The sequence below is a fragment of the Janthinobacterium sp. JF4 genome (genome assembly GCF_059617925.1).
Genome location: NZ_JCAQAV010000015.1, coordinates 1 through 22,569 on the forward strand (window position 1 = coordinate 1; position 22,569 = coordinate 22,569).

At 61.5% G+C, this 22,569-nt stretch carries 27 protein-coding genes; 7 read left to right on the forward strand and 20 right to left on the reverse strand.

Annotation, left to right across the window (positions count from 1 at the left end; translation table 11 throughout):
• Positions 1-118: 118 nt before the first annotated feature.
• From AC54AF_RS13495 to AC54AF_RS13515, 5 genes are all read right to left on the reverse strand, one after another.
• A complete protein-coding gene (locus tag AC54AF_RS13495) occupies positions 119-337 on the reverse strand; it encodes a YqaE/Pmp3 family membrane protein (RefSeq protein ID WP_086139074.1) in 219 nt (72 codons plus the stop codon).
• 93 nt (positions 338-430) lie between these two features.
• Positions 431-1,012: a TerD family protein gene (locus tag AC54AF_RS13500; protein WP_131689887.1), complete on the reverse strand. Its 582-nt coding sequence runs from the start codon at positions 1,010-1,012 to the stop codon at positions 431-433.
• Positions 1,013-1,051: 39 nt separating this feature from the next.
• A complete protein-coding gene (locus AC54AF_RS13505) occupies positions 1,052-1,747 on the reverse strand; it encodes a TIGR00266 family protein (protein ID WP_131689886.1) in 696 nt (231 codons plus the stop codon).
• A gap of 81 nt (positions 1,748-1,828) precedes the next feature.
• Complete coding sequence (locus tag AC54AF_RS13510) at positions 1,829-2,404, reverse strand: TerD family protein (RefSeq protein WP_034784897.1); 576 nt, start codon at positions 2,402-2,404, stop codon at positions 1,829-1,831.
• Between the two features lie 131 nt (positions 2,405-2,535).
• The gene (locus AC54AF_RS13515; protein ID WP_496636941.1) at positions 2,536-3,609 is read right to left on the reverse strand and encodes a DUF475 domain-containing protein; all 1,074 of its coding nucleotides are present in this window, start codon (positions 3,607-3,609) and stop codon (positions 2,536-2,538) included.
• Positions 3,610-3,724: 115 nt separating this feature from the next.
• On the opposite strand from AC54AF_RS13515, the gene nhaR reads away from it, so the two are divergent.
• The 3 genes from nhaR to AC54AF_RS13530 all read left to right on the forward strand — a co-directional run bounded on the left by nhaR (position 3,725) and on the right by AC54AF_RS13530 (position 7,567).
• A complete protein-coding gene (gene nhaR / locus AC54AF_RS13520; RefSeq protein ID WP_496636942.1) occupies positions 3,725-4,639 on the forward strand; it encodes a transcriptional activator NhaR in 915 nt (304 codons plus the stop codon).
• A 132-nt stretch (positions 4,640-4,771) separates the two neighbouring features.
• A complete protein-coding gene (locus AC54AF_RS13525) occupies positions 4,772-6,106 on the forward strand; it encodes an MFS transporter (protein ID WP_496636943.1) in 1,335 nt (444 codons plus the stop codon).
• Positions 6,107-6,226: 120 nt separating this feature from the next.
• Entirely contained in the window at positions 6,227-7,567 is a 1,341-nt protein-coding gene (locus AC54AF_RS13530; RefSeq protein ID WP_131689882.1) for a CNNM domain-containing protein, read from the forward strand.
• Here the strand turns inward: AC54AF_RS13530 and AC54AF_RS13535 are convergent.
• The 6 genes from AC54AF_RS13535 to AC54AF_RS13560 are packed head-to-tail and all read right to left on the reverse strand — an operon-like array spanning position 7,564 to position 12,690.
• Positions 7,564-8,643, reverse strand: coding sequence for an AI-2E family transporter (locus AC54AF_RS13535; RefSeq protein WP_131689881.1), 1,080 nt, complete (start codon positions 8,641-8,643; stop codon positions 7,564-7,566). The two genes, AC54AF_RS13530 and AC54AF_RS13535, sit on opposite strands and share 4 nt — an antisense overlap.
• Positions 8,644-8,685: 42 nt before the next feature.
• Positions 8,686-9,279: an SCO family protein gene (locus tag AC54AF_RS13540; protein ID WP_496636944.1), complete on the reverse strand. Its 594-nt coding sequence runs from the start codon at positions 9,277-9,279 to the stop codon at positions 8,686-8,688.
• Positions 9,276-10,175, reverse strand: a complete 900-nt coding sequence (cyoE, locus tag AC54AF_RS13545) for a heme o synthase (protein WP_496636945.1) — start codon at positions 10,173-10,175, stop codon at positions 9,276-9,278. The genes AC54AF_RS13540 and cyoE overlap by 4 nt, the downstream gene beginning before the upstream one ends.
• Entirely contained in the window at positions 10,176-11,351 is a 1,176-nt protein-coding gene (locus tag AC54AF_RS13550) for a COX15/CtaA family protein (protein ID WP_496637013.1), read from the reverse strand. It abuts the gene before it with no gap.
• 18 nt (positions 11,352-11,369) lie between these two features.
• Positions 11,370-11,957, reverse strand: coding sequence for an SCO family protein (locus tag AC54AF_RS13555; protein ID WP_496636946.1), 588 nt, complete (start codon positions 11,955-11,957; stop codon positions 11,370-11,372).
• A gap of 16 nt (positions 11,958-11,973) precedes the next feature.
• The gene (locus tag AC54AF_RS13560; protein ID WP_496636947.1) at positions 11,974-12,690 is read right to left on the reverse strand and encodes an SURF1 family protein; all 717 of its coding nucleotides are present in this window, start codon (positions 12,688-12,690) and stop codon (positions 11,974-11,976) included.
• Between the two features lie 78 nt (positions 12,691-12,768).
• Between AC54AF_RS13560 and AC54AF_RS13565 the strand changes: the two genes are divergently transcribed.
• The gene (locus AC54AF_RS13565; protein ID WP_034748996.1) at positions 12,769-12,969 is read left to right on the forward strand and encodes a twin transmembrane helix small protein; all 201 of its coding nucleotides are present in this window, start codon (positions 12,769-12,771) and stop codon (positions 12,967-12,969) included.
• A 117-nt stretch (positions 12,970-13,086) separates the two neighbouring features.
• Here AC54AF_RS13565 and AC54AF_RS13570 read toward each other — a convergent pair whose 3' ends face one another.
• From AC54AF_RS13570 to coxB, 6 genes are read right to left on the reverse strand one after another with little or no spacing between them, the layout of a single operon-like run.
• Complete coding sequence (locus tag AC54AF_RS13570) at positions 13,087-13,947, reverse strand: cytochrome c oxidase subunit 3 (RefSeq protein WP_496636948.1); 861 nt, start codon at positions 13,945-13,947, stop codon at positions 13,087-13,089.
• Between the two features lie 40 nt (positions 13,948-13,987).
• Complete coding sequence (locus AC54AF_RS13575) at positions 13,988-14,194, reverse strand: DUF2970 domain-containing protein (RefSeq protein ID WP_131387350.1); 207 nt, start codon at positions 14,192-14,194, stop codon at positions 13,988-13,990.
• Positions 14,195-14,203: 9 nt separating this feature from the next.
• On the reverse strand, positions 14,204-14,770 hold the full coding sequence (locus tag AC54AF_RS13580; protein WP_496637014.1) for a cytochrome c oxidase assembly protein: 567 nt from the start codon (positions 14,768-14,770) through the stop codon (positions 14,204-14,206).
• A gap of 7 nt (positions 14,771-14,777) precedes the next feature.
• Entirely contained in the window at positions 14,778-14,882 is a 105-nt protein-coding gene (locus AC54AF_RS13585) for a cytochrome oxidase small assembly protein (protein ID WP_223278996.1), read from the reverse strand.
• A gap of 51 nt (positions 14,883-14,933) precedes the next feature.
• Complete coding sequence (gene ctaD, locus AC54AF_RS13590; RefSeq protein WP_131689874.1) at positions 14,934-16,520, reverse strand: cytochrome c oxidase subunit I; 1,587 nt, start codon at positions 16,518-16,520, stop codon at positions 14,934-14,936.
• Positions 16,521-16,533: 13 nt separating this feature from the next.
• Positions 16,534-17,742 carry a cytochrome c oxidase subunit II gene (coxB, locus tag AC54AF_RS13595; RefSeq protein WP_496636949.1) on the reverse strand — a complete coding sequence of 403 codons (1,209 nt, stop codon included), beginning with the start codon at positions 17,740-17,742 and terminating at the stop codon, positions 16,534-16,536.
• Between the two features lie 78 nt (positions 17,743-17,820).
• Between coxB and AC54AF_RS13600 the strand changes: the two genes are divergently transcribed.
• Positions 17,821-18,048, forward strand: coding sequence for a hypothetical protein (locus tag AC54AF_RS13600; protein ID WP_496636950.1), 228 nt, complete (start codon positions 17,821-17,823; stop codon positions 18,046-18,048).
• A 158-nt stretch (positions 18,049-18,206) separates the two neighbouring features.
• Here the strand turns inward: AC54AF_RS13600 and AC54AF_RS13605 are convergent, their stop codons facing one another.
• Positions 18,207-19,130: a methyltransferase domain-containing protein gene (locus AC54AF_RS13605; RefSeq protein WP_496636951.1), complete on the reverse strand. Its 924-nt coding sequence runs from the start codon at positions 19,128-19,130 to the stop codon at positions 18,207-18,209.
• A 57-nt stretch (positions 19,131-19,187) separates the two neighbouring features.
• Here AC54AF_RS13605 and AC54AF_RS13610 point away from each other — a divergent pair, with 57 nt between their 5' ends.
• Both AC54AF_RS13610 and trmL read left to right on the forward strand, forming a co-directional pair.
• Positions 19,188-19,955 (forward strand): phosphoribosyltransferase family protein, encoded by a 768-nt coding sequence (locus tag AC54AF_RS13610; RefSeq protein ID WP_496636952.1) that lies wholly within the window; start codon positions 19,188-19,190, stop codon positions 19,953-19,955.
• A gap of 42 nt (positions 19,956-19,997) precedes the next feature.
• The gene (gene trmL, locus AC54AF_RS13615; protein WP_496636953.1) at positions 19,998-20,468 is read left to right on the forward strand and encodes a tRNA (uridine(34)/cytosine(34)/5-carboxymethylaminomethyluridine(34)-2'-O)-methyltransferase TrmL; all 471 of its coding nucleotides are present in this window, start codon (positions 19,998-20,000) and stop codon (positions 20,466-20,468) included.
• A gap of 112 nt (positions 20,469-20,580) precedes the next feature.
• Here trmL and AC54AF_RS13620 read toward each other — a convergent pair whose 3' ends face one another.
• Positions 20,581-21,330 carry a hypothetical protein gene (locus tag AC54AF_RS13620; protein WP_496636954.1) on the reverse strand — a complete coding sequence of 250 codons (750 nt, stop codon included), beginning with the start codon at positions 21,328-21,330 and terminating at the stop codon, positions 20,581-20,583.
• Positions 21,331-21,347: 17 nt separating this feature from the next.
• Positions 21,348-22,553: a hypothetical protein gene (locus AC54AF_RS13625; RefSeq protein WP_496636955.1), complete on the reverse strand. Its 1,206-nt coding sequence runs from the start codon at positions 22,551-22,553 to the stop codon at positions 21,348-21,350.
• Between the last annotated feature and the right edge of the window lie 16 nt (positions 22,554-22,569).

Below are 22,569 nucleotides of genomic sequence, written 5' to 3' on the forward strand. Positions count from 1 at the left end.
TCAGCTTACGGCGGGACTTTCACCCACAGGAGTGCGCCCATGCTGGGCGCACCCACAAAAAAGCCCGCACGATCGCTCGTGCGGGCTTTAGCGCAAGGATTCCTGGCGCCCGGCTGATTCAGATCAACCGACTACGCCTGCGCATGTAGCTGCGGCTTAACGCACCTTCCAGTTCCTGCTCCGTTTTATGCTGGTTCACCGTGTACAGGGCCCACAGGGCCGCCGGCGCCCAGCCGATCACAGTGCACTGCATGATCAAGGCGGCGGCACCGGCCAGCGGGCGCCCCAGCATGAAAAACGTGAGACACGGAAGTAGCAAGGCTATCAGCAATCGCATCACGACATACTCTCCTTCAAAATAGAGCAGCGGACGAGAGCCGGTATCCGGTCCGTCCCCCGCCCGCTGCGTACTGCTCCTTACAACTACAATTTATAGATGCACGGAGATCTGCGGCATCAGGTCGTCAAAGGTGCGACCGTTGCCGTTTTCTCCGATGGCGTGCATCTTCCATTCGCCGTTATGGCGATACAGCTTGGCCATGATCTGTGCCGTGTGAGTACCTTGCACAGACAGGTTGAAACGCGCGACTTCCTGGTTATTGCTGGCATTCAAGATGCGGCAATAGGCGTTTTCCACCTGCGAGAAGTTCTGGCCAGTAAAGCTGTTGACGGTGAAGACGAGGCTTTTCACGTTCGCCGGCACTTTCGACAGATCGACATTGATCTGTTCGTCGTCGCCATCGCCCGCGCCCGTGCGGTTGTCGCCCGTGTGGACAATGCTGCCGTCCTTGCTTTTCAACTGGCGGAACCAGACGATGTCCGACGTTCCCTTGTTTTCATCGAACATGACGCACGAAGCGTCCAGGTCGACGGCTTCCGTCTTCGAACCGAAACCAAGGAAACCCTTGGTCTTGGCCGCATCCCAGCCCAGGCCCATGGTGATACGGGTCAGAGTGGTACCAGCTTCTTTGTCCAGAGAAATCTTCTGGCCTTTGCTCAAATTGACAGACATACGCATTGCTCCTGTTTGGTTGGTTGCATCAACTGCTAACTACGCCGGCTTGCTTTGGGTCCAGGCGAGGAAGGCCGCGCGGTTGCGCGAGCACACGAGGATTTTTCCCGTGCCTGAAAACTTCAGTACCATGCCCTCGCCGCTGGTCTGGCTATTGATCAGGTTACCGAGAAAGCCGCCGCTGCTGCCGGTCGTCATGGAAATTTCGTATTGCAGGCGGTTGTCCCAGCACACGACGTGCGAATTATCGATCACCACGTCCTTGCCAGGTGTCACTTCCAGTATCGACATCGCGCCAAAACCGGACACCGCCAACTGGCCGCTGCCTGCCGTCTCGGTGATGAAAAAACCACCGCTCTGGGCAAACAGCGCATTGCCAAGGCTTTGCGTGCGCACCTTCAATTCCACGCCAGCACTGGCCGCGACGAAGGCGCCGTCGCTGATCATGTATTGTTGGGCGCCAACCTCGAGCACCCGCATCGCGCCGGGCAAAGTGGGTGACAGCAGGCAATCGCCGTCGCCCCGCATGGCTTCGATATGCTGCTGAAAGAACGATTCCCCATTGGCAAAGGTGCGCATCAGCGCGGCGCCTATGCCGCCAGTCATCTTGCCCTTCAGCTCAAGATTGGTTTCCATCATCACCATCGCATTGGATTCGCAATAAATCTTCTCGCCCTTGGCAAGCGACACATGCAGGAACGGGTCGACGTCCCCGGTAATACTAAACACTGGCATCTGACTGTTCCTCCGCAGAACACCTGACCAAACCTACTGCGCGTCGGTTTTGTCAGGCGTTGTGACTTTTAAATCAAAATCTTATACACCTACACCAAAGGAGGCAGCCAGGGGGCCCAGGCCGCCCTTGTAGCCCTGGCCGATGGCCTTGAATTTCCAATCCGCGCCATTGCGGTAGATTTCACCGAAGACCATGGCCGTTTCCGCCGAACCGTCTTCCGACAGGTCGAAGCGGGCGATTTCCGTATTGCCGTTGGCATTCACGCAGCGCACGTACGCCTTCGATACCATACCAAAGTTTTGCTTGCGCGCTTCGGCATCGTGAATCGTCACGCAGACGGCGATCTTGTCGATCTCGGCTGGCACCGTTGCCAGGTCGACGATGACGGTTTCATCATCGCCGTCGCCAGCGCCGGTGGTGTTGTCGCCCGAGTGGGTGACGGAGCCGTCGCTCGATTTCAGGTTGTTGTAGAAAATCATGTCGACGTCGGCGCGAACCTTGCCGTCGGCCTTCAACAGGAACACGGAACCGTCGATGTCGAACGCGGCGCCATCGGTGGCGCGGGCATCCCAGCCCAGGCCGATGATCATCTTCGAAATGCCAGGGGCTTCCTTGCTCAGGTTGACGTTGCCGCCTTTTTGCAGACTGATTGCCATGATGTACTTCTCCTATGTGGGTTGTGTATGACCAGACACCTGGCGTCCTCCACCGGCCTGACTCCCCAGGCCGGCGGCGACGCTTGCTACAACTTGCCAACAAACGGGTGTAGTCGTTTGCTGCGCATTCTTTACACTGCCTTGACCGCGCCCAGCGCTTCCGTCTGGCCTTCTTCAAGCGCCATCCTGCGTTTGTAGCGGATCGACGACCACAGCGAGGCGAGAATGAAGGCCACCCCGATCAGACCCGTGAAGATCTCGGGAATGTGGAACTTCATGCTGACCAACATGATCACGGCCAGGATACCGATCGCATAGTGCGCGCCGTGCTCCAGATACACGAACTCGTCGAGCGTGCCCTTGCGGACCAGGAACACCGTCATCGAACGCACGAACATCGCGCCGATCGCCAGGCCCAGCATGATGATCACGACATCCTTGGTGATGGCAAACGCGCCGATCACGCCATCAAAGCTGAACGAGGCGTCGAGCACTTCCAGGTACAGGAAGCCGCCAATACCGCCGCGCTTGATGATGTCGCCCATGTTGCCGTCGCCGTTATCGCCTTCCAGCAAGCCACTGATCACATCGACGCCCACGTAGGTCAGAATACCCCACAGGCCGGCCGTCAGGACCACCAGTTTCTGGCCTTCTTCGATCATCGACAGGCTGGCCATCAGGGTACCCAGCGCGATCATCACGGAAATCGACGAGATCTTGCCCAGCGCGCCCAGTTTTTCTTCAATACGGCCCAGCCAGTGCGTTTCTTTTTCCGAGTCCAGCAGGAAGTTCAGGAACACCAGCAGCAGGAAGATGCCGCCGAAAGCCGCCACTTCCGCGTGGTGATTCGTCAGGTGCATCGAATACTGTTCCGGATTGCTCAGGGCCAGATTCCATACTTCCATCAAGCCCAGGTCCGCCGCTTGCGCCACGATGACCAGCGGGAACAGCAGACGCATGCCGAAGACGGCGATGATGATACCCACGCCCAGGAACAGATTCTGCCAAAACTTGTCCCAGTTCTTCAGCACCGAGGCGTTGACCACCGCGTTGTCGAACGACAGCGACACTTCCATCACGCCCAATATCACCGCGATACCGAGCGCCGCCAGCATCGTCTGCACGCCACCGTGCGTGTAACCCCACCAGGCGGAAATGCCCAGGCAGATAAATGTCACTAGAAATGACACTCTGAAATGCTTCATCGATAGTTCCCCGTTATCTAGATTTAATGGAACATAGTATAGGGACATGTCACACATTTAAAAATAGAAGATAATGGAAGTATTACTTCGTAAAAACAGAAGATAGGATGTCGCGATGAAAACCACGGGCTTCAATTACCGCCATTTGTACTTCTTTTGGGTGGTCGCCAAGGAAGGCGGCGTGACGCGCGCGGCCGAGCGCCTGGGACTGGCCGTGCAAACCATCAGCACCCAGCTGGCCCTGCTGGAAAAGGAACTGGGCAGATCCCTGCTGCAGCCGCAGGGACGGCGTTTGGTGCCGACGGAAGCGGGCCGGCTGGCGCTCGGCTACGCGGACCAGATTTTTTTGCTGGGCGAACAGATGCAGGAAGCGCTGGCCGACACCGATGCAGAAAAGATGCGCCTGACGGTGGGCATTTCCGATTCCTTGCCGAAACTGATGGCGTATCGCATGCTCGACGCCACCCGCAGCCTGGACAAGCCCGTCAAGCTGGTGTGCCTGGAAGATGAATTCGAGTCCTTGCTGGCCGACCTGGCCCTGCACAAGCTGGACCTGGTCTTGACGGACCGTGCCGTGCCGGCCGGCGCCAGCCTGCGCGTCTCCAGCCATTTATGGGGCGAAAGCGCCATGAAACTGTTCGGTATCCCTGCGCTGGCGGAACAATACCGCGACAATTTCCCGCACAGCCTGCACGGCGCGCCCTTCCTGCTACCGGCGCGCAACAACGCCCTGCGCGGGCGCATCGACGAATGGATGGTGCAGCAAGGCGTGCGCCCCGACGTGGTCGGCGAATTCGAGGACAACGCCATGCTCAACGCGTTTGGCCGCAAGGGCCTGGGCCTGTTCTTCGCGTCGGCCAGCCTGGCGGCCGATATCGAGGAACAATTCGGCGCCGTGCTGGTCGGCGACGCCTCGTCGCTGCGCGAGCAGTTTTATGTGATTTCCAACGAGCGCAAGATCATGCACCCGGCGCTGGACGTGATCCTGGCGGCCATCCAGGGCCATCCGAAGATTCACAAGGAAACCTGATAAATCCATTCGGAAAAAACGTTTGAATTATCAATCAAAAGCGATTGTAATGAAGCCTGAGACAAACACGCGCCTGCCGCCCACCGGCAGGGCGCGATCATCATAAAAACAGGTACATACAGGAGCGGCACCATGTCCACGGCAAGCAAGACGGTCGATATTCCCGATCTCATCAACAACAACAAGATCGGCTCCTTCCAGATCGGCATGCTGATCCTGTGCGGGCTGTGCGTCATCATGGATGGCTTCGACGTGCAGGCGATGGGCTATGTGGCGCCCGCCATCATCGCCGACTGGCATGTCAGCAAGGCCAACCTGGGCCCCGTGTTTGGCGCGGGCCTGCTGGGCATGCTGGTCGGCTCGCTCGTCTTCAGCATCACGGCCGACAAGTTCGGCCGCCGCCCCGTGCTGATCGGCTCGACCATCTTCTTTTCCCTGTGCATGCTGGTCACGCCGCTGGCGACGAACATCGAGCAATTGCAGCTGATCCGTTTTATCACGGGACTGGGCCTGGGCGCAGTCATGCCGAACGCCATGGCGCTGGCCGGCGAATACAGCCCGCTGCGCAAGAAAGTCACGCTGATGATGCTGGTCTCGTGCGGCTTTACCCTGGGCGCCGTACTCGGCGGCTTGCTGTCGGCCGCGCTGATTCCCGCCTTCGGCTGGCAATCCGTGTTTTACGTGGGCGGCGTGGTGCCGCTGGTCATCGGCATATTGATGTTCTTCCTGCTGCCGGAATCGATGCAATTTCTGGTCTTGAAACAACGCAAGCTGGACAAGGTGGCGCAATGGTTGAAACGCATCGATCCGACGGTGAGCATCACGGCCGAGACGCAATACGTCGTGCATGAGAAGGAGCACAAGGGCGCGCCCGTGCTGCAATTGTTTACGGGCGGCCGCGCAAAGATGACGATCCTGCTGTGGGTCATCAACTTCATGAACTTGCTGAACTTGTATTTCCTCTCGAACTGGCTGCCGACGATCGCCAAGGAAGCGGGCCTGTCGACGGCCAACGCCGTGCTGGCCGGCACGGCCCTGCAAGTGGGCGGCACCATCGGCACCCTGGTCATGGGCCAGCTGATCGACCGCTCCAGCTTCCGCCGCATCCTGCTGCCGTGCTTTTTGGTTGCCGCCGTGGCCATTGCCCTGATCGGCCGTCCGGACGTGTCGCTCGCCTTCCTCTTCATCACCATCTTCATCGCCGGTTTTTGCGTGGTGGGCGGCCAGCCTGCCGTCAATGCCCTGGCGGCCAGCTACTACCCGACCACCCTGCGCTCGACGGGCATCGGCTGGAGCCTGGGCATCGGACGCATCGGCTCCATCATCGGCCCCGTGCTCGGTGGTGAGCTGATCCGCCTGAACTGGCCCAACAGCACGATTTTCCTCATCGTCGCCATCCCGGCGGTGGTCTCGGCCGCCATGGTGTTTGCCATGCGCGGCGGACCGCAAACGGCGGTCAAAGGCTGAAAAAGCGTGAAAAACCGGCCGCGCGCACCCGCCTGCACGGGCGTGGCACGCGGCTAAATTAGGCTATGGCGCCCTTCGTCGTTTAAGATGACGTTTTTACAGCCCATCTTATTGCGCCCCATGCACAATGCCTCGCTAGTCTTGCTCGCCCTCTTCCTGGTCGCGCTGAACGGTTTTTTTGTTGCCGCCGAGTTTGGCATCGTCACCTTGCGGCGCACGCGCATCCGCGCCATCGCCAAGACACAGGGATTGCGGGGCAGCATCCTGGCCAAGGTGCATGGCCAGCTGGACGCCTACCTGTCTGCCTGCCAGCTGGGCATCACCCTCGCTTCGCTGGGCCTGGGCTGGGTCGGGGAACCGGCGTTTGCCAGCTTGCTCGAGCCGCTGTTCGGCGCCATCGGCGTCACGTCGCAAGAGCTGATCCACGGCGTCTCCTTCGTCGTTGCCTTCAGCGTGATTTCCTTCCTGCATATCGTCGTGGGCGAACTGGCGCCAAAATCGATGGCCATCCGCAACCCGGAAGCCGTCGGCCTGTGGTGCGCGATTCCCCTGTATGGCTTCTACTGGGCCATGTACCCGGCCATCTACCTGCTCAACGCCAGCGCCAACTGGGTGCTGCGCATGGCGGGCCTGTCCGGCAAGGGCGGCCACGACGCCCATTATTCATCCGAAGAATTGAAACTGATCCTGCGCACCAGCCAGCCGGGCGAGAAATTCACGCGCGACGAGCGCAACATCCTGGCACAGTCGCTCGATTTCGAACAGATGACGGTATCGGACCTGATGCGTCCGATCAATGAAGTGATCGCCCTGCACGCCTCGAATACGCTGGAAGAAAACCTCGACACGGTGCTGCGCAACCGCTTCAGCCGCTACCCCTACTTCGACACGAATGAAGACGACGTGCTGGGCGTGGTGCACTTGAAAGACCTGTTCTTCGCGCAGCAGGCGGGCAAGCCGATCACTTCGCTCACGCCGTTTCTGCGTCCCGTGGACATCATTTCCGCCCGCACGCCGGCACTGGAACTGTTCCGCCGCTTCCGCGACGGCGCCCCGCACTTCGCCCTGATCGGTGAAAAGGGCAAGCGTCCGCTGGGTTTCATCACCCTGGATAACTTGCTCGGCGCCATGGTCGGCGAAATCCGCGATGAATTCCGCCGCAATGAAAACGACTGGCTCAAGCAAAGCGACGGCACCCTGATCGGCAAGGCCAGCCTGCCCATCTTCTCGCTCGAACGCATCCTCGGCATCGATATCGAAAACGAGGAACTGGGCCTCGACGACGTGGAATCGGTGGGCGGCTTGATCATGGTCAAGCTGGGCGACATTCCGAAGCAGGGCCAGCGCATCACCTTTGTCGACTTCGACATCGTCGTCAAGAAGATGAACGGGCCCCGCATCGTGCTGCTCAAGGTGATCCCGAAGCAGGAGCGCGACCTCGATGCGGACTTACGCGATTAGTCTTTTTTCAAGGTAATCGTATCTTTGCCCTGCGGCACGGTGGTTTCACCTACCGTCCACGTCTGGAGCAGGCTGTACAGCACTGCCAGCAAGGTCGGCCCGATAAAGATGCCGACGAAGCCGAAGGCCAGCACGCCGCCCAGCACGCCCAGCAGCACCAGCAAAAACGGCAGGCTGCTGCCGCGGCTGATCAGCATGGGTTTCACGACGTTATCCACGCCGCTGATCAGCAAACCGCCCCATACCAGCATGAAGATGCCCCAGCCTGTCTGGCCGTCATTGAACAGCCAGATGGCGGCGCCACCCCAGATCAAGGGCGGCCCCACGGGGATCAGCGAAAAGATGAAGGTGGCCACGCCCAGCAGGGCCACGGCCGGCACGCCGGCGATCAGGAAACCGACCACGGCCACCAGCGCTTGCGCCAGCGCCGTGCCCAGCAAGCCGTACATGACGCCGCGCACGGTGCGGCTGATGGTCAGGCCCACGCCCGGCGCGCTGTCGCCGATGATGCGGCCAGCGCCCGTCATCAAGGCACGGCTCAGTTGCTGACCGTCGCGGTAGAGGAAGAAGCTGACGAACACGGCCAGGCTGGTCTGCGCCAGGCCCGTGCCCAGCAAGATGCCGCCGGAAGCGAGGAAATGGCGCGCCGGCTCCAGCATCGTCTTGCCCAAATTCAGTAATTCCTCGCGGTCTTCCAGCAGACGCTGCAGATAACCGTCGATGGTTTCGCCCACCACGGGAATGCTGGCCAGCCAGGCCGGCGGATGCAGGCCGCCCGATTCCAGCGCCGTGCGCAACTGTTCATAGATGCGCGACACATTGTCGGCCAGGTTGTAGGTGACGAGGGCCAGCGGCAGCACGATGACCAGGATCAAGGACAGGGTCATGATGGCAGCCGCCCAGTTGCGCCGGCCTTTCAGGCGGTCGAGCAGGAGGATATACAGGGGCCAGCTGGAAATGCCCACGCAGGCGGCAAACAGCATGGCGGCCAAAAAGGGCCGCAAGACGAAAAAGCAGCCGATCAACAGGAAGATGATGGCTGCCAGGCGGGCGTGCGGCTCGAAACGTTTATCCATGTACTGCGTATCCTGAAGATGGCGCCCGGGGACGCGGTCAGGTCAGGATAGCAGAAGTTTAAGATCGTGCGCGATGGCGGCAGGCTTTTCGCCGTGGCGCACGAACAGGCGGATCTTGCCTTCGCGGTCGAACACATAGGTGCCGGCCGTGTGGTCGACCGTGTAGCTCTCGTCCGTCTCGCCCTCGACCTTGGCGTAATACACCTTGAATTCCTTGGCCACCTTGGCCGTCGCGGCCGCATCGCCATACAGGCCCACGAAACGCTTGTCGAAGGCCGGCACGTATTCGGCCAGCAAGGCTTGCGTGTCGCGCTCGGGGTCCACCGTGACGAACAGCACTTGCACCTGCTCCGCCTGCGGCCCCATTTCCTGCATCACCTGCGCCATGTCGGCCATGGTGGTGGGGCAGACGTCCGGGCATTGCGTGTAGCCGAAGAACATCAGCACCAGCTTGCCCTTGTAGTCGGCCAGGGTGCGCGGATGGCCCGTGTGGTCCGTCAGCGCGAACTCGCGCGCGTAGCCGAGGCCCGTCACGTCCGTATTCTTGAATGCCAGCTTCGGTGCGGCCGGTTTGCCGCAGCCGGCCAGGACGGCGACCAGGGCGGCCGCCAACAACAAGGTCAGGGTTTTTTTCATGTGCCGAGGGGAATGTAGTGGTCGACCAGCAAAGCCGCGAACAGCAAGGCCAGGTAGATGATGGAATACGTAAAGGCTTTGCGCGCGATCAAGTCCGTGTAGTGGCGGTACATCTTCCACGCGTAGTACAGGAAACCGGCGTTGAGCAGCACGGCCGACGCCAGGTAGATCAGGCCGCTCATGCGCACGGCGAACGGCAGCAAGGTGGTGGCGGCCAGCGCGATCGAGTACAGCCAGACATGAAATTGCGTGAACTTCAAGCCGTGCGTGACGGGCAGCATGGGCAAGCCCGAGCGCGCGTAATCGTCGCGGCGGTACATGGCCAGGGCCCAGAAATGCGGCGGCGTCCAGACAAAGATGATCAGGACCAGCAGCCACGCCTGCATCGGCACGTCGTTGGCGACGGCGGCCCAGCCCAGCGCGGGGGGCATGGCGCCGGACAGGCCGCCGATGACGATATTTTGCGGCGTGGCCGGTTTGAGCACCATGGTGTAGATCAGGGCGTAGCCGACAAAGGTGACAAAGGTCAGCCACATGGTCAACGGATTGACGAGGTGATACAGAATCGCCATGCCCAGGCCGCCGATCACCAGCGCGAACACCACCGTCTGTTTCACCGTGATGTCGCCCATGGCCATCGGCCGGCGCGCCGTGCGGGCCATGCGCGCATCGATTTCGCGCTCGGCCAGGCAATTGACGGCAAACGCGGCGCCGGCCAGCAGCCAGATGCCGACGGTGCCGAACACCACCGCGCGCCAGTCGGGCAACTCCTCGCTGGCCAGGAACATGCCGATGACGGCGCAAAACACGGCCAGTTGCGTCACGCGGGGCTTGGTCAGCGCCCAATACTGGGCGATGCGGGGGGATGGTTTACGGCGGATGGTCTGAGTAGTCATTTATGCGATACGGGAAGGACTGGCTGGTGCCGAGGACACTGGCGCGGTGGCGCAAGCGCGCTGAACATTACGCGCTACATCGAGTTGGAATTTAGCCTTGTAGTTTAACATGGTCAGCAATAACACGAGCAGCGCCGCCCCGCCGTTATGCAGCACGGCAATCGACAATGGCCAGCTCAGGTAGATGGTCGCCAGGCCCGTGGCCGCCTGCAGTGCCAGCACCAGGGCAACCCAGCGGGCCGTGCCGCGCAAGGACGGCAGCTTCCATGCGCGAAACACGGTGTAGCCGATGCCAGCTGCCACGATGAAGGCGAAGTTGCGGTGCACCCAGTGGATAGCCGTCAGCGCGGAAAACGGCAGATAGTGGCCGGCGGCCGTCTTGCCCAGTTCGCGCCACAGATGGAAACCATGTTCGAAATCCATCTCCGGAATCACCTTGCCGCCGCACAGGGGGAAATCCGTGCAAGCCAGGGTGGCGTAGTTGGTGCTCACCCAGCCGCCCAGCGCGATCTGTACGGTGAGCAGCACGAGCGAAAAAATGGCCAGCGCGCGCACGGGGCGCAGCACGGCGGCGTCCGCATCAGCGCGCAGCACGGGTTTGACGGCATGATCCTGGCGTCCGCCCAGCCACGTCAGCATGGCCAGCAAGCCCATGCCCAGCAGCAGGTGGATGGTCACGATCACCGGCTGCAGTTTCAGGGTGACGGTCCAGGCGCCGAACGCGCCTTGCAGGCAGACGAACAGGAACAGTGCCGTCGGCAGCGCCGGGGCGAACTCGGCGCGGCGGCTTTTGCGCCACTGGCGCCACGCCTGCACCATCATCGCCACGATCAGCACGCCGATGGCCATGGCCAGGTAGCGGTGCGTCATTTCGATCCACGCTTTCACCACCGTCACGGGGCCCGTCGGCATCAGGGTTTCCGCCGCCACGATGTGCTCGTGCGCGAGGAAAGGATTGGCCGAGCCATAGCAGCCTGGCCAGTCCGGGCAGCCCAGGCCGGAATCGGACAGGCGCGTAAAGCCGCCGAACATGATCAGGTCGACCGTCAGGAAGACGGCGATCCACACGAGCTTGCGGTATTTATTGGCGTCTGCGGACACCCAGACCATGGTCAGCGGCAGCAGTGCCACCAGCAGACCCGTCAGGCCCAGCTGGGCCAGCGCGGAGAGATGCATCGTCGGCATGCGGACTCCTCAACCGATCGCCGAAGCTTTGAGCAGCTTGGCGATGTCTTTCTTGATCTTGTTCGGGTCCGCGTCCTTCGGGAAGCGCATCATCAGATTGCCCAGCGGATCGATCAGATACAAATGGTCGCTGGTCTTGCCGCCCGGCTCCACGGGCAGCCACGCTTTCAGGGCGTCGTTATTCACGCGCAGCATGCTGGTGCCGTCGAATTCGCGCATCACGAGGGTGTCGAGCGGCTGCGCATCCGTCACCAGCCAGACCCGCTCCAGGCGTTCGCGTTCCTTGCCCTGCATGAGGCGCAGTTGTTGCATGTCAAACAATTGCTTCTTGCACGCTTCCTGGCAATCGGACGGCCCCGTTTGCAGCAGCACCCACTTGCCCTTGAATTGCGCCAGCGGCGCCGCCTTGCCATCGAGTTCCGCCACCTGCAGCTGGGCTTCGGGAATCGGGTACAAACGCGGATCGATCAGGGCGCCATAGTTGTTGCGGCCCGTGGGCTTGATGATGTAATACGTGAAATACGAGGCGATGATGGGAAACGCGCACACGGCCACCACGGCCAGCAGCTTCCACCGTCCTTGTACCTGCTTGCTCATGCTGTCTTGCGTTGTGTCAGGGCTGTTTGTTTGCACGTCGAAATCCTGTAAAGACAAAAAATAGAAAAGCCATCAGTGCCAGTGCATACCACTGGAATGCATAGCCACGGTGCTTGTCGGCGCCCAAGTCGGGCGCCGGCCAGTCGCGCACGGGAAGCTGGCCGGATGCTGGCGCCGCCGCTGTCGGATCAGCCGGGTCGACTGTTTGTTCGAGGATGAAGGGCTGCATGGCCAGGCCGCTGGCCTGGGCCAGCTGGACGATGTCGGCATTTTGCACGATGGCATGCGGCGCCAGGGCCGGTGCCGTGCCCAGCTCCATCACGTGACCCGCATTCAGGCGCGCGATGCCGCCAATGGTGACGGTGCTGGCCGCTGTCGTGTAGTCGGGAATGCGCGTGCGCTCGGCATTGTTGCGCGGCAACCAGCCCTGCGCCACCAGCACGTGCATGGACGAACCGTCGATTTGAAACGGCGTGAGCACGTGAAAACCGGCCTGGCCCTTGTAGGGGCGGTTGTCCAGGTACACCGTCCAGGCAGGCACGAAACGGCCCGTGACGGTGACCCGGCGGTATTCGATCGCTTGCGCATCGGTCGGCAACAGGGGCGCGGCCGTCAAGGCCAGCGGCGCGGCGCGGTTGCCCGCTTCCAGGCGGGCGGCGCGGGCGACTTTCTCATCGCCCCGGCGCTGCTGCCATTGCGCCAGCGACACGCCCAGGGCCACCAGTAGCAACATTACAACAAATGGAATCCATCTAAAATGGAAGCGGATACGCATTACAATGAAACCTCCTCAAGCCAGGCGCTACCATCCATGAAAATCCTCGTTGCCATTGCCTTCATCCTGATTCTGGGCAGCCTGGGCTCGGCCCTGTTCTTCCTCATGCGCGACAAGGGCAAGAGCAACCGCACCGTGCAGGCGCTGGCCCTGCGCGTGGGGCTGTCGATCACCCTGTTTTTACTGATCCTGCTGGCGCACAAGCTGGGCTACATCCAGCCAACCGGCATACATTAAGCTTCTTGCCTGATTTGCAAATTCTTCACACTAAGAAAAAAGCCGTACCCAGGATCTCCCGGTACGGCTTTTTTATGGTGCCGCGCACTCTTCAACAACGCGCGCCCTGCCCCGCCATTATAACCAATACACGACCACGTACAGGCCCAGCCAGACGACGTCGACAAAGTGCCAGTACCAGGCGGCGCCTTCGAAGCCGAAGTGGTGCTCCGGCGTGAAGTGGCCTTTCAGCACGCGGTACAGGATGACGGACAGCATGATGGCGCCCAGGGTCACGTGGAAGCCGTGGAAGCCCGTCAGCATGTAGAAGGTGGCGCCGTAGATGCCGGACGTCAGTTTCAAATTCAGGTCGCTGTAGGCGTGCATGTATTCGTAGACCTGGAACCCCATGAAGATGGCGCCCAGCAAGATGGTGGCGAACAGGAACAGGGCCGTCATGCCGCGGTGGCCGGCGCGCAGCGCGTGGTGCGAGATGGTCAGGGTGACGCCCGACAGCAGCAGCAAGGCCGTATTGATGGTCGGAATCCAGAACGGCGTCATGGTGGTAAATTCCTGCACCGTCCCGGCCGGGCCCGTATTGCCCCATTGGGCGGCGAAATCGGGCCAGATCACCTTGTGGTCGATGTCGGCCAGCCATGGCATGGAAATGCTGCGCGCATAGAACAGGGCGCCGAAGAAGGCGGCGAAGAACATGACTTCCGAAAAGATGAACCAGCTCATGCTCCAGCGGAAGGAGTGATCGATGCGCTCGCTGTACAGGCCCTGCTCCGATTCGCGGATGGCGTCGCCGAACCAGAAATACAGCACCAGCAGGATGCCGGCCAGGCCGATGTAGTTCAGGTACGGGCCCCAGGAGACGTCGTTGACCCAGGCCGAGGCGCCGATCATGGTCAGCAGCAGGCTGGCGCCGCCCAGCATGGGCCAGCGCGACGGGCCGGGCACGAAATAATAAGGTACGGCGGCGTGGTTGGAACTCATCATCATCTCCTCAAGAACTTATAGGGTGGTTTTTTATAATTTATAAAACGACGAATTTAACAATCGAAATCAGGATGCCGATCAGGCAAGCCACCGCCAGGAAGCCGGCGATGACGATGTGCACGGGATTGAGCTTGGCCGAATCCGTGTCGAAGTCGCTCTTGCGGCGCAGGCCCGTAAATGACCAGACGACGGCGCGCAGCGAATACAGGAACGACGCTTTTTCAGGCTGCTTGGATTCGCCCATGGCACTCTCCTATTGGACGGCCGGCGTCTGAGCCTGGCTCAGACCGGCAATCTCGAAAAACGTGTACGACAGGGTGATGGTCTTGACCTCTTTCGGCAGGGCCGGATCGAGGAAGAACACCACCGGCATCTGCCGCGCTTCGTGCGGCTTCAAGGTCTGCTGCTTGAAGCAGAAACACTCGACCTTCTTGAAATGCGGCGTGGCGCTCTGCGGCGCGTAGCTGGGGATGGCTTGCGCGTTGACGACGCGGTTTTGCGTGTTGACCACTTCATACATGACGGTCACCAGTTCGCCCGGATGCACCTGCATGCTCGAAACGGTCGGGCGGAAGCGCCATGGTCCCTGCGCATTGCCGTCAAACTCGACGGTGATGCTGCGCGTCGTGTCGACCTGCGTATTGTTGTCGTAAGCCACCGTGCCATCTTTTTGCGTCAGCACGTTAATGCCCATCACTTCGCAAATCTGCTTGTAGACGGGAATCAGGGCATAGCCAAAGCCAAACATCAGGATGGCAATGACGATCAGCTTGCCCAGCATCTTGCGGTTCAGGCCGCGTGTTTCCTGTTGGATCGGCATCGTCACGTCAGAGCCACATGCGCTTGACGAATACGGACAGGAAGAAGAAGGCCGCCAGGCCCCCCAGTATCAGTCCGGTACGCAGGTTGTTCGGTTTTTTACGTTCGGTCATGACAGGCACTTTATTCAAGACGGGCCGCGCAACACGCCGGCCCGGGATACCTCATTTCACGGTCGGCGGCGTTTCAAACGTGTGGAAAGGCGCCGGACTCGGCACGGTCCATTCCAGGCCTTCTGCGCCTTCCCATGGTTTCGCTGGCGCAGCCTTGCCGCCGCGGATGGTCGGCAAGACCACGAAGAACAGGAAGTACACCTGCATCAGGCCAAAACCGAAGCCGCCGATCGAGGCGATCATATTGAAGTCCGTGAACTGCGCCGGATAGTCGGCGTAGCGGCGCGGCATGCCGGCCAGGCCCAGGAAGTGCATCGGGAAGAAGGTCACATTGAACGTGATCAAGGACAGCCAGAAGTGGATCTTGCCGCGCGTCTCGTTGTACATATGGCCCGTCCATTTCGGCGACCAGTAGTAGAAACCGGCGAACAGGGCAAACAGCGAACCGGCCACCAGCACGTAGTGGAAGTGGGCCACCACATAATAGGTATCCTGCAGCTGGATGTCGATCGGTGTCACGGCCAGGATCAGGCCCGTGAAGCCGCCCATGGTAAACACGAAGATGAAGCCCACCGAGAACAGCATCGGCGTTTCGAACGTCATCGAACCCTTCCACATCGTGGCGATCCAGTTGAACACTTTCACGCCCGTCGGTACGGCGATCAGCATGGTCGCGTACATGAAGAACAGCTGGCTCGTCACCGGCATGCCGGTGGTAAACATGTGGTGCGCCCAGACGATGAAGGACAGAATCGCGATCGAGGCCGTGGCATACACCATCGAGGCGTAGCCGAACAAGGGTTTGCGGGCAAACGCGGGCAGGATCTGCGAGACGATGCCGAAGGCCGGCAGAATCATGATGTAGACCTCGGGATGGCCGAAGAACCAGAAGATGTGCTGGTACATGACGGGGTCGCCGCCACCTGCCGCGTTAAAGAAGGACGTGCCGAAATGGCGATCCGTCAGGGTCATGGTGATGGCGCCGGCCAGCACGGGCATGACGGCGATCAGCAGATACGCGGTAATGAGCCAGGTCCAGCAGAACATCGGCATTTTCATCAGGGTCATGCCGGGCGCGCGCATGTTCAGGATGGTGACGATGATGTTGATCGAGCCCATGATGGACGAGGCGCCCATCAGGTGCATGGCGAAAATGGCCATGTCCATGCCGGGGCCCATCTGCGTCGACAGCGGCGCATACAGGGTCCAGCCGGCAGCCGTGGCGCCGCCCGGCACGAGGAAGGACGTGGCCAGCAGGATGGCGGCCGGTGGCAGCAGCCAGAACGAGAAGTTGTTCATGCGGGCGAACGCCATGTCGGACGCGCCCACCTGCAGCGGGATCATCCAGTTGGCGTAGCCGACGAAGGCCGGCATGATGGCGCCAAACACCATCACCAGGCCGTGCATGGTGGTCAGCTGGTTGAAAAATTCTGGGTGGAAGAATTGCAAGCCTGGGTGAAACAGTTCCGTACGGATCATCAGGGCCAGCACGCCACCCGACAGCAGCATGATGAACGAGAACCACAGGTACAGGGTACCGATATCTTTATGATTGGTGGCAAACAGCCAGCGGCGGTAGCCGGTCGGGTGGTCGTGGGCATGATCGTGACCGGCGTGGTCCAAGGTGCTAGTACTCATGTGCGGCTCCTAATTACTTGCGTGCAGCCACGATTTCGGCTGGTTGAACGATGTTCTCTTCGGCCTTGTTCGACCAGGAATTGCGCGTGTAAGTGATCACTGCGGCAATTTCCGTGTCGGACAGCTGTTTCCAGGCGGGCATTTCCGCTGGATACTTGCCGCTCTTTTGCCCGTTCAGCAAGACATGAATCTGTTCCGCTTTCGGACCGTTCACCAAGGCCGAGGCGTCCAGCGGCGCGAATGCACCGGGCACGCCCTTGCCTGTCGCCTGGTGGCATACCACGCAGTTGGCCGCATACACTTTCTCGCCCTTGACCTTCAATTCGTCGATGGTCCACACCTTGCTTGGATCATCGGCCAATGCCGCCATTTCCTTTTGTTTTACATCAACCCAGGCCTTGTAGTCATCGTTTGACACGACCTTGACGACGATGGGCATGAACGCGTGTTCCTTGCCGCACAGCTCGGCGCAATTGCCGCGGAAGGTGCCGATATGGTCAGCCTTGAACCAGGTGTCGCGCACAAAACCGGGAATCGCATCCTGCTTGACGCCGAAGGCGGGCACGGACCAGGCATGGATGACGTCGTTGGCCGTCAGCACCACGCGGATCTTCTTGTTGACCGGCACGACGACTTCGTTATCGACTTCGATCAGGTAGTTTTCGCCCCGTTTTTCCGTCGGCGGCACGCCCGGCGCGCCCACTTGCGAGCGCGGCGTGGCCAGGTTGGAGAGGAAGGAAATGCCTTCGCCCTCGCCTTTCAGGTAGTCATAGCCCCATTTCCACTGCATGCCCGTGGCCTTGATGGTGATGTCGGCGTTCGAGGTGTCCTTCATGCCGACGACGGTGCGCGTGGCGGGCAGGGCCATGCCGATGACGATCAGGAAAGGCACGACGGTCCAGGCGATCTCGACGGTGGTGCTTTCATGGAAAGTGGCCGGTTTGTGGCCCAGGGACTTGCGGTGCTTGAAGATGGAATAGAACATGACGCCGAACACGGCCACGAAGATCACCAGGCAGATGATCATCATCAGGGTGTGCAAATCGTAGATTTCATGGGCGATCTGTGTCGCCGGCGGTTGCAGATTCATTTCGAACGGCACGGGACCGCCGGTGCCGGGATAGGTGCCGGCAGCCGGTGCCGCCGTGGCCCATCGCCCGATGCCAAACGCTGTCAAAGACAGCCCGAGCAGCAACGATTGAAGTCGCTTTGCATGTGTCATGTTTTCCCCAACCACCCAAAAATAATGATATTTTAAACGGCTGCGGACTTCTCCGTACTGGACCGCTGCCGCTCCTCCATGAAAGCAACACGGCCGGAATGCGGCCATGTGCGTCAAGCACCAGCGAATTCCATGCTGGCTGCCGCAACCAAAACGCTGACGGACAACCATGCTGGAACCCTGTTTTTCTTCCCCACACTGAAATGGCCTCGTGTGGAAGATGGTTACTATACTAATGCAGTAACTTCGAATAAGTCTTGCTTTGTTTTTTTTATTTTGTATGCAGCCCTTGTTTTTTCTGATTAGCAAGCTGACAAACAATCAACGATTATAGTCAAGTAAACTTGAATCCATCAAGCAATAATCGGCTTTGAGCGCGCCCTTCTCCTGGCCGCGCGCGCTTTGCAACGATTGCTGCAACATCCATGTGCGGATGGCGACCAAGTGTCGGTTTCTTTACGCTTTTATTTGGGTTTTCTGGGCAGGTCGAAGCGGATAATCGCTTCGCCATTGCGCGTCACGCGCGGCGCGGGACGGAAGGCGTGGCCATAGATCACTTCAAAACTCAGGCCCAGCTTGCCGTCGGGACGGCGCGTTTTTTCCAGCGCGGCCAGCATGCGCTGCCAGGCCGCCTTGCCCATCAGGCCGCGCCGGCGCGTGGTCAGCGGATTGCCGCCAAAGGCGCGCACGTCCGCCAGCAGTTTTTCCGCCGTATCGTAGGTGACGGTGATGATTTCCATGTCCAGCACGGGCGTGGAAAAACCCGTCTCGACCAGCATGTCGCCAAAGTCGTGCATGTCGACGAAGGGCAAGGCATGCGGAGACAAGTCCGCTTCGGCAAAGGCGTCGCGCACTTCGCGGAAGGTGTCGGGGCCGAAGCAGGAAAACATCAGCAAGCCGTCGAGGCGCAGCGCGCGCCGCCATTCGGCGAACACGCGGTCGGGCTGGGCATGCCAGTGCAGCGCCAGGTTCGACCACACGAGGTCGACGCTGCCCTGCGCCAGCGGCAAGTCGCCGAGGTCGCCGCACAGCAGATCCACGCCCGCCTTGGCCGGCAAGAGTTTACTGAGGAACTGGTTCAGGCTGGCCAGTTTCGACGCTGGCGCGCGCGCCGCCTGCACCATCGCTTGCGCTGCATCGAGACCGATAATCTGCGCGGCGGGATAATCCTTTTGCAGCTGCGCCAGATCCGCGCCAGGGCCGCAGCCGGCGTCAAGCACGCGCAAGGGCGTGATTTTCACCAGCTCCAGGCGCTCGTGCATGCGCTTTGATACTTCGCGGCGCAGGAAGTCCGACGGCGCGCTGCGCGCCGGACGGGAAAAGAAGTCGCGTACTTGCACCGCATCGATGGGCGCACTCATTTTGGGCGGACTGGTGGGAACTGGCATGTTGAATCGGGTGAGGTGAGATAATGTCGGCAGTGTACATGGAACGACGCCATCGCGATGCGAACTGGCACCCGGCACCACCTTGATGCCGCCCGGCAAGCGCTGGGACGCTGGCTGGGCACGACCTTGCTGCCGGCGCAGTGCGCGCTGTGCGGCATCGGCAGCCCGGAAGTGCTGTGTTCGCCCTGCCGCGCGCAATACTTGGGACAAGGACGGGGACAGATTCGGCCCCGCTGCCGCCAGTGCGCCAATCCGCTCGCGGACATCGAGGTGGCGCTGCTGTGCGGACGCTGTTTGCGCCACAGGCCCGCGTATGACGCCACCGTCACGGCGTTTGATTATGCGGCGCCCGTCGACCAGTTGCTGTTGCAGCTGAAATTCGGCGCGCGCCTGCCGCTGGCGCCCCTGTTGGCAGAATTGCTGCATGTTGTCATTCAGCAACAATCAGCTTGGGAGGCGCCGCAGTTGCTGTGCCCCGTGCCACTGGGCCCGGCCCGGCTGGCCGAGCGGGGTTTTAATCAGGCGCTGGAAATTGCCCGCCCGCTGGCGCGCCTGCTGGACGTCCCTTTGCAGCCCCGTCTGGCGCTGCGGGTGCGCGAAACTTGCGCGCAAAGCGGCGTGGCGCCGCAGGAGCGGCAAGCCAACCTGGCGCACGCGTTCGCCATCGCGCCGGAACACGCGCCGTTATTGCAAGGATGCCATGTCGGCATCGTCGATGACGTGATGAGCAGCGGCCATACCGTCAACGCCCTGGCGGGCGCCTGCAAGCGCGAAGGGGCGGCAAAGGTCAGCATATTGGTGGTGGCGCGCACGCCGCCGCATTGAATTCGCTACCTATATATTAGAGTTAGACCCAAGGAGAGTATTTTGTTTCACGTTGTTTTGGTAGAACCTGAAATCCCGCCCAACACGGGCAACGTCATCCGCCTGTGCGCCAACACGGGCGCACAGCTGCACCTGGTCGAACCGCTGGGCTTTCCGCTCGACGATGCCAAGATGAAGCGCGCCGGCCTCGATTACCACGACTACGCCAAGATGAAGGTGCACAAGAACTGGGCAGCATTCCTGGCCGACACCCAGCCCGACCCGGCCCGCATGTTCGCCATGACCACGCGCGGCTCGCGCCCGTTCGGCGACGTGGCCTTCCTGCCGGGCGACGTGTTCGTGTTCGGTTCCGAGACAAAAGGCCTCGATCCCGCCCTGCGCGACGGCTTTCCGCTTGACCAGCGCATCCGCCTGCCCATGCGCCCGGACAACCGCAGCTTGAATTTATCGAATACGGTGGCAGTGGTTGTCTACGAGGCCTGGCGCCAACATGGGTACCAGGGCGGCGCGTAGGTCGGATTAGGCCCAAGGGGCCGTAATCCGACAACATTGTTGGCGTTATTGGTGTTGTCGGACTACGCGGGGCTTTACCCCGCTATCCGACCTACGCGTTTGCATACGGCAATCAGCGCAGCGCCAGCTGCGCGTCAACGCCCGTCTCCACATCCAGCATCACCAGTTGCGTGCGCAGGTCGCGCGTGGCGGCCAGCTTGCCGTTCACGTACAGATTCGTCTTGACGCCATACACGCCCTGCGACACGCCGGCCGGCAAGGTCAGCTCGAACGAGTTTTCAAAGCGCCCGCCCGATTTGTTGTTGCTGGCCAAGGCTTTCGAGCCGGACTTGAAGGGCTGGCCTTGCGGATCGAGCACCACCAACTCTTCGCGCACGTCGTTGACGCTTTGCGCGCTGCCGTTGACCAGCTCCACCACCGAAGTGACCTTGAACGGCTGGCCGCGCTTGACGGTCGACGCGCTCAGCTGTGGCGTGTACGACACCACTTGTGGCTCGCGCGGCAGCGCGCCGCGCGCGCGGATATAGTCGCGGTCGGCCTGCGCCGCCGTCTTGGTCTGGCGCGAATTGACATTGATGGCCAGGCAACCGGCCGCCGCCAGGCCGCCGCCGATGGCCGCGCCCTTCAGCGCGCCATTCTTGCCGCCCGCCAGCGCGCCCAGCAGCGCGCCCACGGCCGCGCCGGCCGCGGCCGTCGTGCCTACGCTGCACGGGTCCTCATCCGTGGCCGCCTGGACGCCACCTTGTGGATAGGAACTGTCCTGGCGCACGCCGTTCGGGTGCATCGGCGCCGTGGCGCAGCCGGCCAGCATGGCCGCGATGGTCAGCGCAGCGGCCGCGCGCAAGGTAGTGTGATTCAGCATGGTGATTCCCCAAATGACTAATTGATCGTTGTTTCCGTCTGCAGCACTTGCCGTTCGCGCTCGCGGATGCGGCGCGACAGATTATCGATGCGCGCATTGCCCGGATCGACGCGGCGCGCGCTTTCCAGATACGTCTTGGCCGCATCGAACTTGCCTTCCAGCAATGAACGCTCGGCATCACGCAGGAACGATTGCGCCATCTCGTTGCGCATGGCCGCGCCGTTATCGACGGGCGACGTTTCCAGCGGACGGCGCTCGCTCACCGCTGATCGTTCGACCACGCGCGCAGGCGTCGGTTCCGTTGGCACGACGCGGGCAGGTGCCGTTTCCAGCGGCACCGGGGCTGGAACGGGCGCCGGCGCCGTGGCCGCCGACAGCGCCTGCACGTCGGCCTTCAACTGCGGCAATTCCACCGCTTCGCGGTCGATCGCTTCCAGCCTGGCGATGCTATTGCGTGCCGCCACCGCATCCTTGCCATCGAGCGCCTGGCGCACGCCTACCAGCACGGACGCGGCCGCCGCCTGCTGGCGCGCCAGCTGCTTGCGCAGGGAATCGACGCTGGCAGCGCCCGCGCAATCGATGTCGAGCGCGGCGATACCCTTGGCGGCGCTTTGCAATTGATGGCCATCGATAGCCCGCTCGATGGCGCGCACGCCGCGCTGGCAACTGCCCGAGGCGGCGCCGGCCTTGCCGATCGCCGCCTGCAAATCGTCCGCCTTGGCGCTGGACTTGCCCGTACAGACATTCTTCGCCGTCGCCAGCTTCTGCCGGGCGCCGTCCAGGCTGCCATTCGCTACCAACTTGAGGCCGCTATCGATGGCGTCATTGCAGGCCGATTCATTCTTGCCGCCCGGCTTGCCATTCATGTAGACGATGACGGCCGCCAGCACGGCGATACCGCCCAGCCAGCGCAGCCACTTGCGCGGCGGCGGCGGCACGACTGCTGGCGGTAGACCTGCCGGCACGGGTTTGGCCACGGCTTTCGGCTGGGCCGGCTTCGGCGGCGCAGGCGGCGGCACGGCAGGCGGCGCTTTCGGCGCAGGCGCAGGCGCCATCGGCATGGGCGGCGGCTTGGGCGCGACTGCCGCAGGCGCGGGCGCGGCCGGCAACGGTGGCGGCACGGCCGCAGCTGGCCGGGCAGCGCCAGCCTGCGCCTGCCCGCAGTACGGGCAATGGCTGACAACGGTCCACAGGCCCGTCTTGCATTTGTTGCAGATATCCAAAACTAATCCTTCATTC

Bases quoted from the DNA above. Each gene is read 5' to 3' on its own strand.
- AC54AF_RS13495 (WP_086139074.1), bottom strand. From the start codon at position 337: ATGCGATTGCTGATAGCCTTGCTACTTCCGTGTCTCACGTTTTTCATG.
- AC54AF_RS13500 (WP_131689887.1), bottom strand. From the start codon at position 1,012: ATGTCTGTCAATTTGAGCAAAGGCCAGAAGATTTCTCTGGACAAAGAA.
- AC54AF_RS13505 (WP_131689886.1), bottom strand. From the start codon at position 1,747: ATGCCAGTGTTTAGTATTACCGGGGACGTCGACCCGTTCCTGCATGTG.
- AC54AF_RS13510 (WP_034784897.1), bottom strand. From the start codon at position 2,404: ATGGCAATCAGTCTGCAAAAAGGCGGCAACGTCAACCTGAGCAAGGAA.
- AC54AF_RS13515 (WP_496636941.1), bottom strand. From the start codon at position 3,609: ATGAAGCATTTCAGAGTGTCATTTCTAGTGACATTTATCTGCCTGGGC.
- nhaR (WP_496636942.1), top strand. From the start codon at position 3,725: ATGAAAACCACGGGCTTCAATTACCGCCATTTGTACTTCTTTTGGGTG.
- AC54AF_RS13525 (WP_496636943.1), top strand. From the start codon at position 4,772: ATGTCCACGGCAAGCAAGACGGTCGATATTCCCGATCTCATCAACAAC.
- AC54AF_RS13530 (WP_131689882.1), top strand. From the start codon at position 6,227: ATGCACAATGCCTCGCTAGTCTTGCTCGCCCTCTTCCTGGTCGCGCTG.
- AC54AF_RS13535 (WP_131689881.1), bottom strand. From the start codon at position 8,643: ATGGATAAACGTTTCGAGCCGCACGCCCGCCTGGCAGCCATCATCTTC.
- AC54AF_RS13540 (WP_496636944.1), bottom strand. From the start codon at position 9,279: ATGAAAAAAACCCTGACCTTGTTGTTGGCGGCCGCCCTGGTCGCCGTC.
- cyoE (WP_496636945.1), bottom strand. From the start codon at position 10,175: ATGACTACTCAGACCATCCGCCGTAAACCATCCCCCCGCATCGCCCAG.
- AC54AF_RS13550 (WP_496637013.1), bottom strand. From the start codon at position 11,351: ATGCATCTCTCCGCGCTGGCCCAGCTGGGCCTGACGGGTCTGCTGGTG.
- AC54AF_RS13555 (WP_496636946.1), bottom strand. From the start codon at position 11,957: ATGAGCAAGCAGGTACAAGGACGGTGGAAGCTGCTGGCCGTGGTGGCC.
- AC54AF_RS13560 (WP_496636947.1), bottom strand. From the start codon at position 12,690: ATGTTGCTACTGGTGGCCCTGGGCGTGTCGCTGGCGCAATGGCAGCAG.
- AC54AF_RS13565 (WP_034748996.1), top strand. From the start codon at position 12,769: ATGAAAATCCTCGTTGCCATTGCCTTCATCCTGATTCTGGGCAGCCTG.
- AC54AF_RS13570 (WP_496636948.1), bottom strand. From the start codon at position 13,947: ATGAGTTCCAACCACGCCGCCGTACCTTATTATTTCGTGCCCGGCCCG.
- AC54AF_RS13575 (WP_131387350.1), bottom strand. From the start codon at position 14,194: ATGGGCGAATCCAAGCAGCCTGAAAAAGCGTCGTTCCTGTATTCGCTG.
- AC54AF_RS13580 (WP_496637014.1), bottom strand. From the start codon at position 14,770: ATGCCGATCCAACAGGAAACACGCGGCCTGAACCGCAAGATGCTGGGC.
- AC54AF_RS13585 (WP_223278996.1), bottom strand. From the start codon at position 14,882: ATGACCGAACGTAAAAAACCGAACAACCTGCGTACCGGACTGATACTG.
- ctaD (WP_131689874.1), bottom strand. From the start codon at position 16,520: ATGAGTACTAGCACCTTGGACCACGCCGGTCACGATCATGCCCACGAC.
- coxB (WP_496636949.1), bottom strand. From the start codon at position 17,742: ATGACACATGCAAAGCGACTTCAATCGTTGCTGCTCGGGCTGTCTTTG.
- AC54AF_RS13600 (WP_496636950.1), top strand. From the start codon at position 17,821: ATGAAAGCAACACGGCCGGAATGCGGCCATGTGCGTCAAGCACCAGCG.
- AC54AF_RS13605 (WP_496636951.1), bottom strand. From the start codon at position 19,130: ATGCCAGTTCCCACCAGTCCGCCCAAAATGAGTGCGCCCATCGATGCG.
- AC54AF_RS13610 (WP_496636952.1), top strand. From the start codon at position 19,188: ATGCGAACTGGCACCCGGCACCACCTTGATGCCGCCCGGCAAGCGCTG.
- AC54AF_RS13620 (WP_496636954.1), bottom strand. From the start codon at position 21,330: ATGCTGAATCACACTACCTTGCGCGCGGCCGCTGCGCTGACCATCGCG.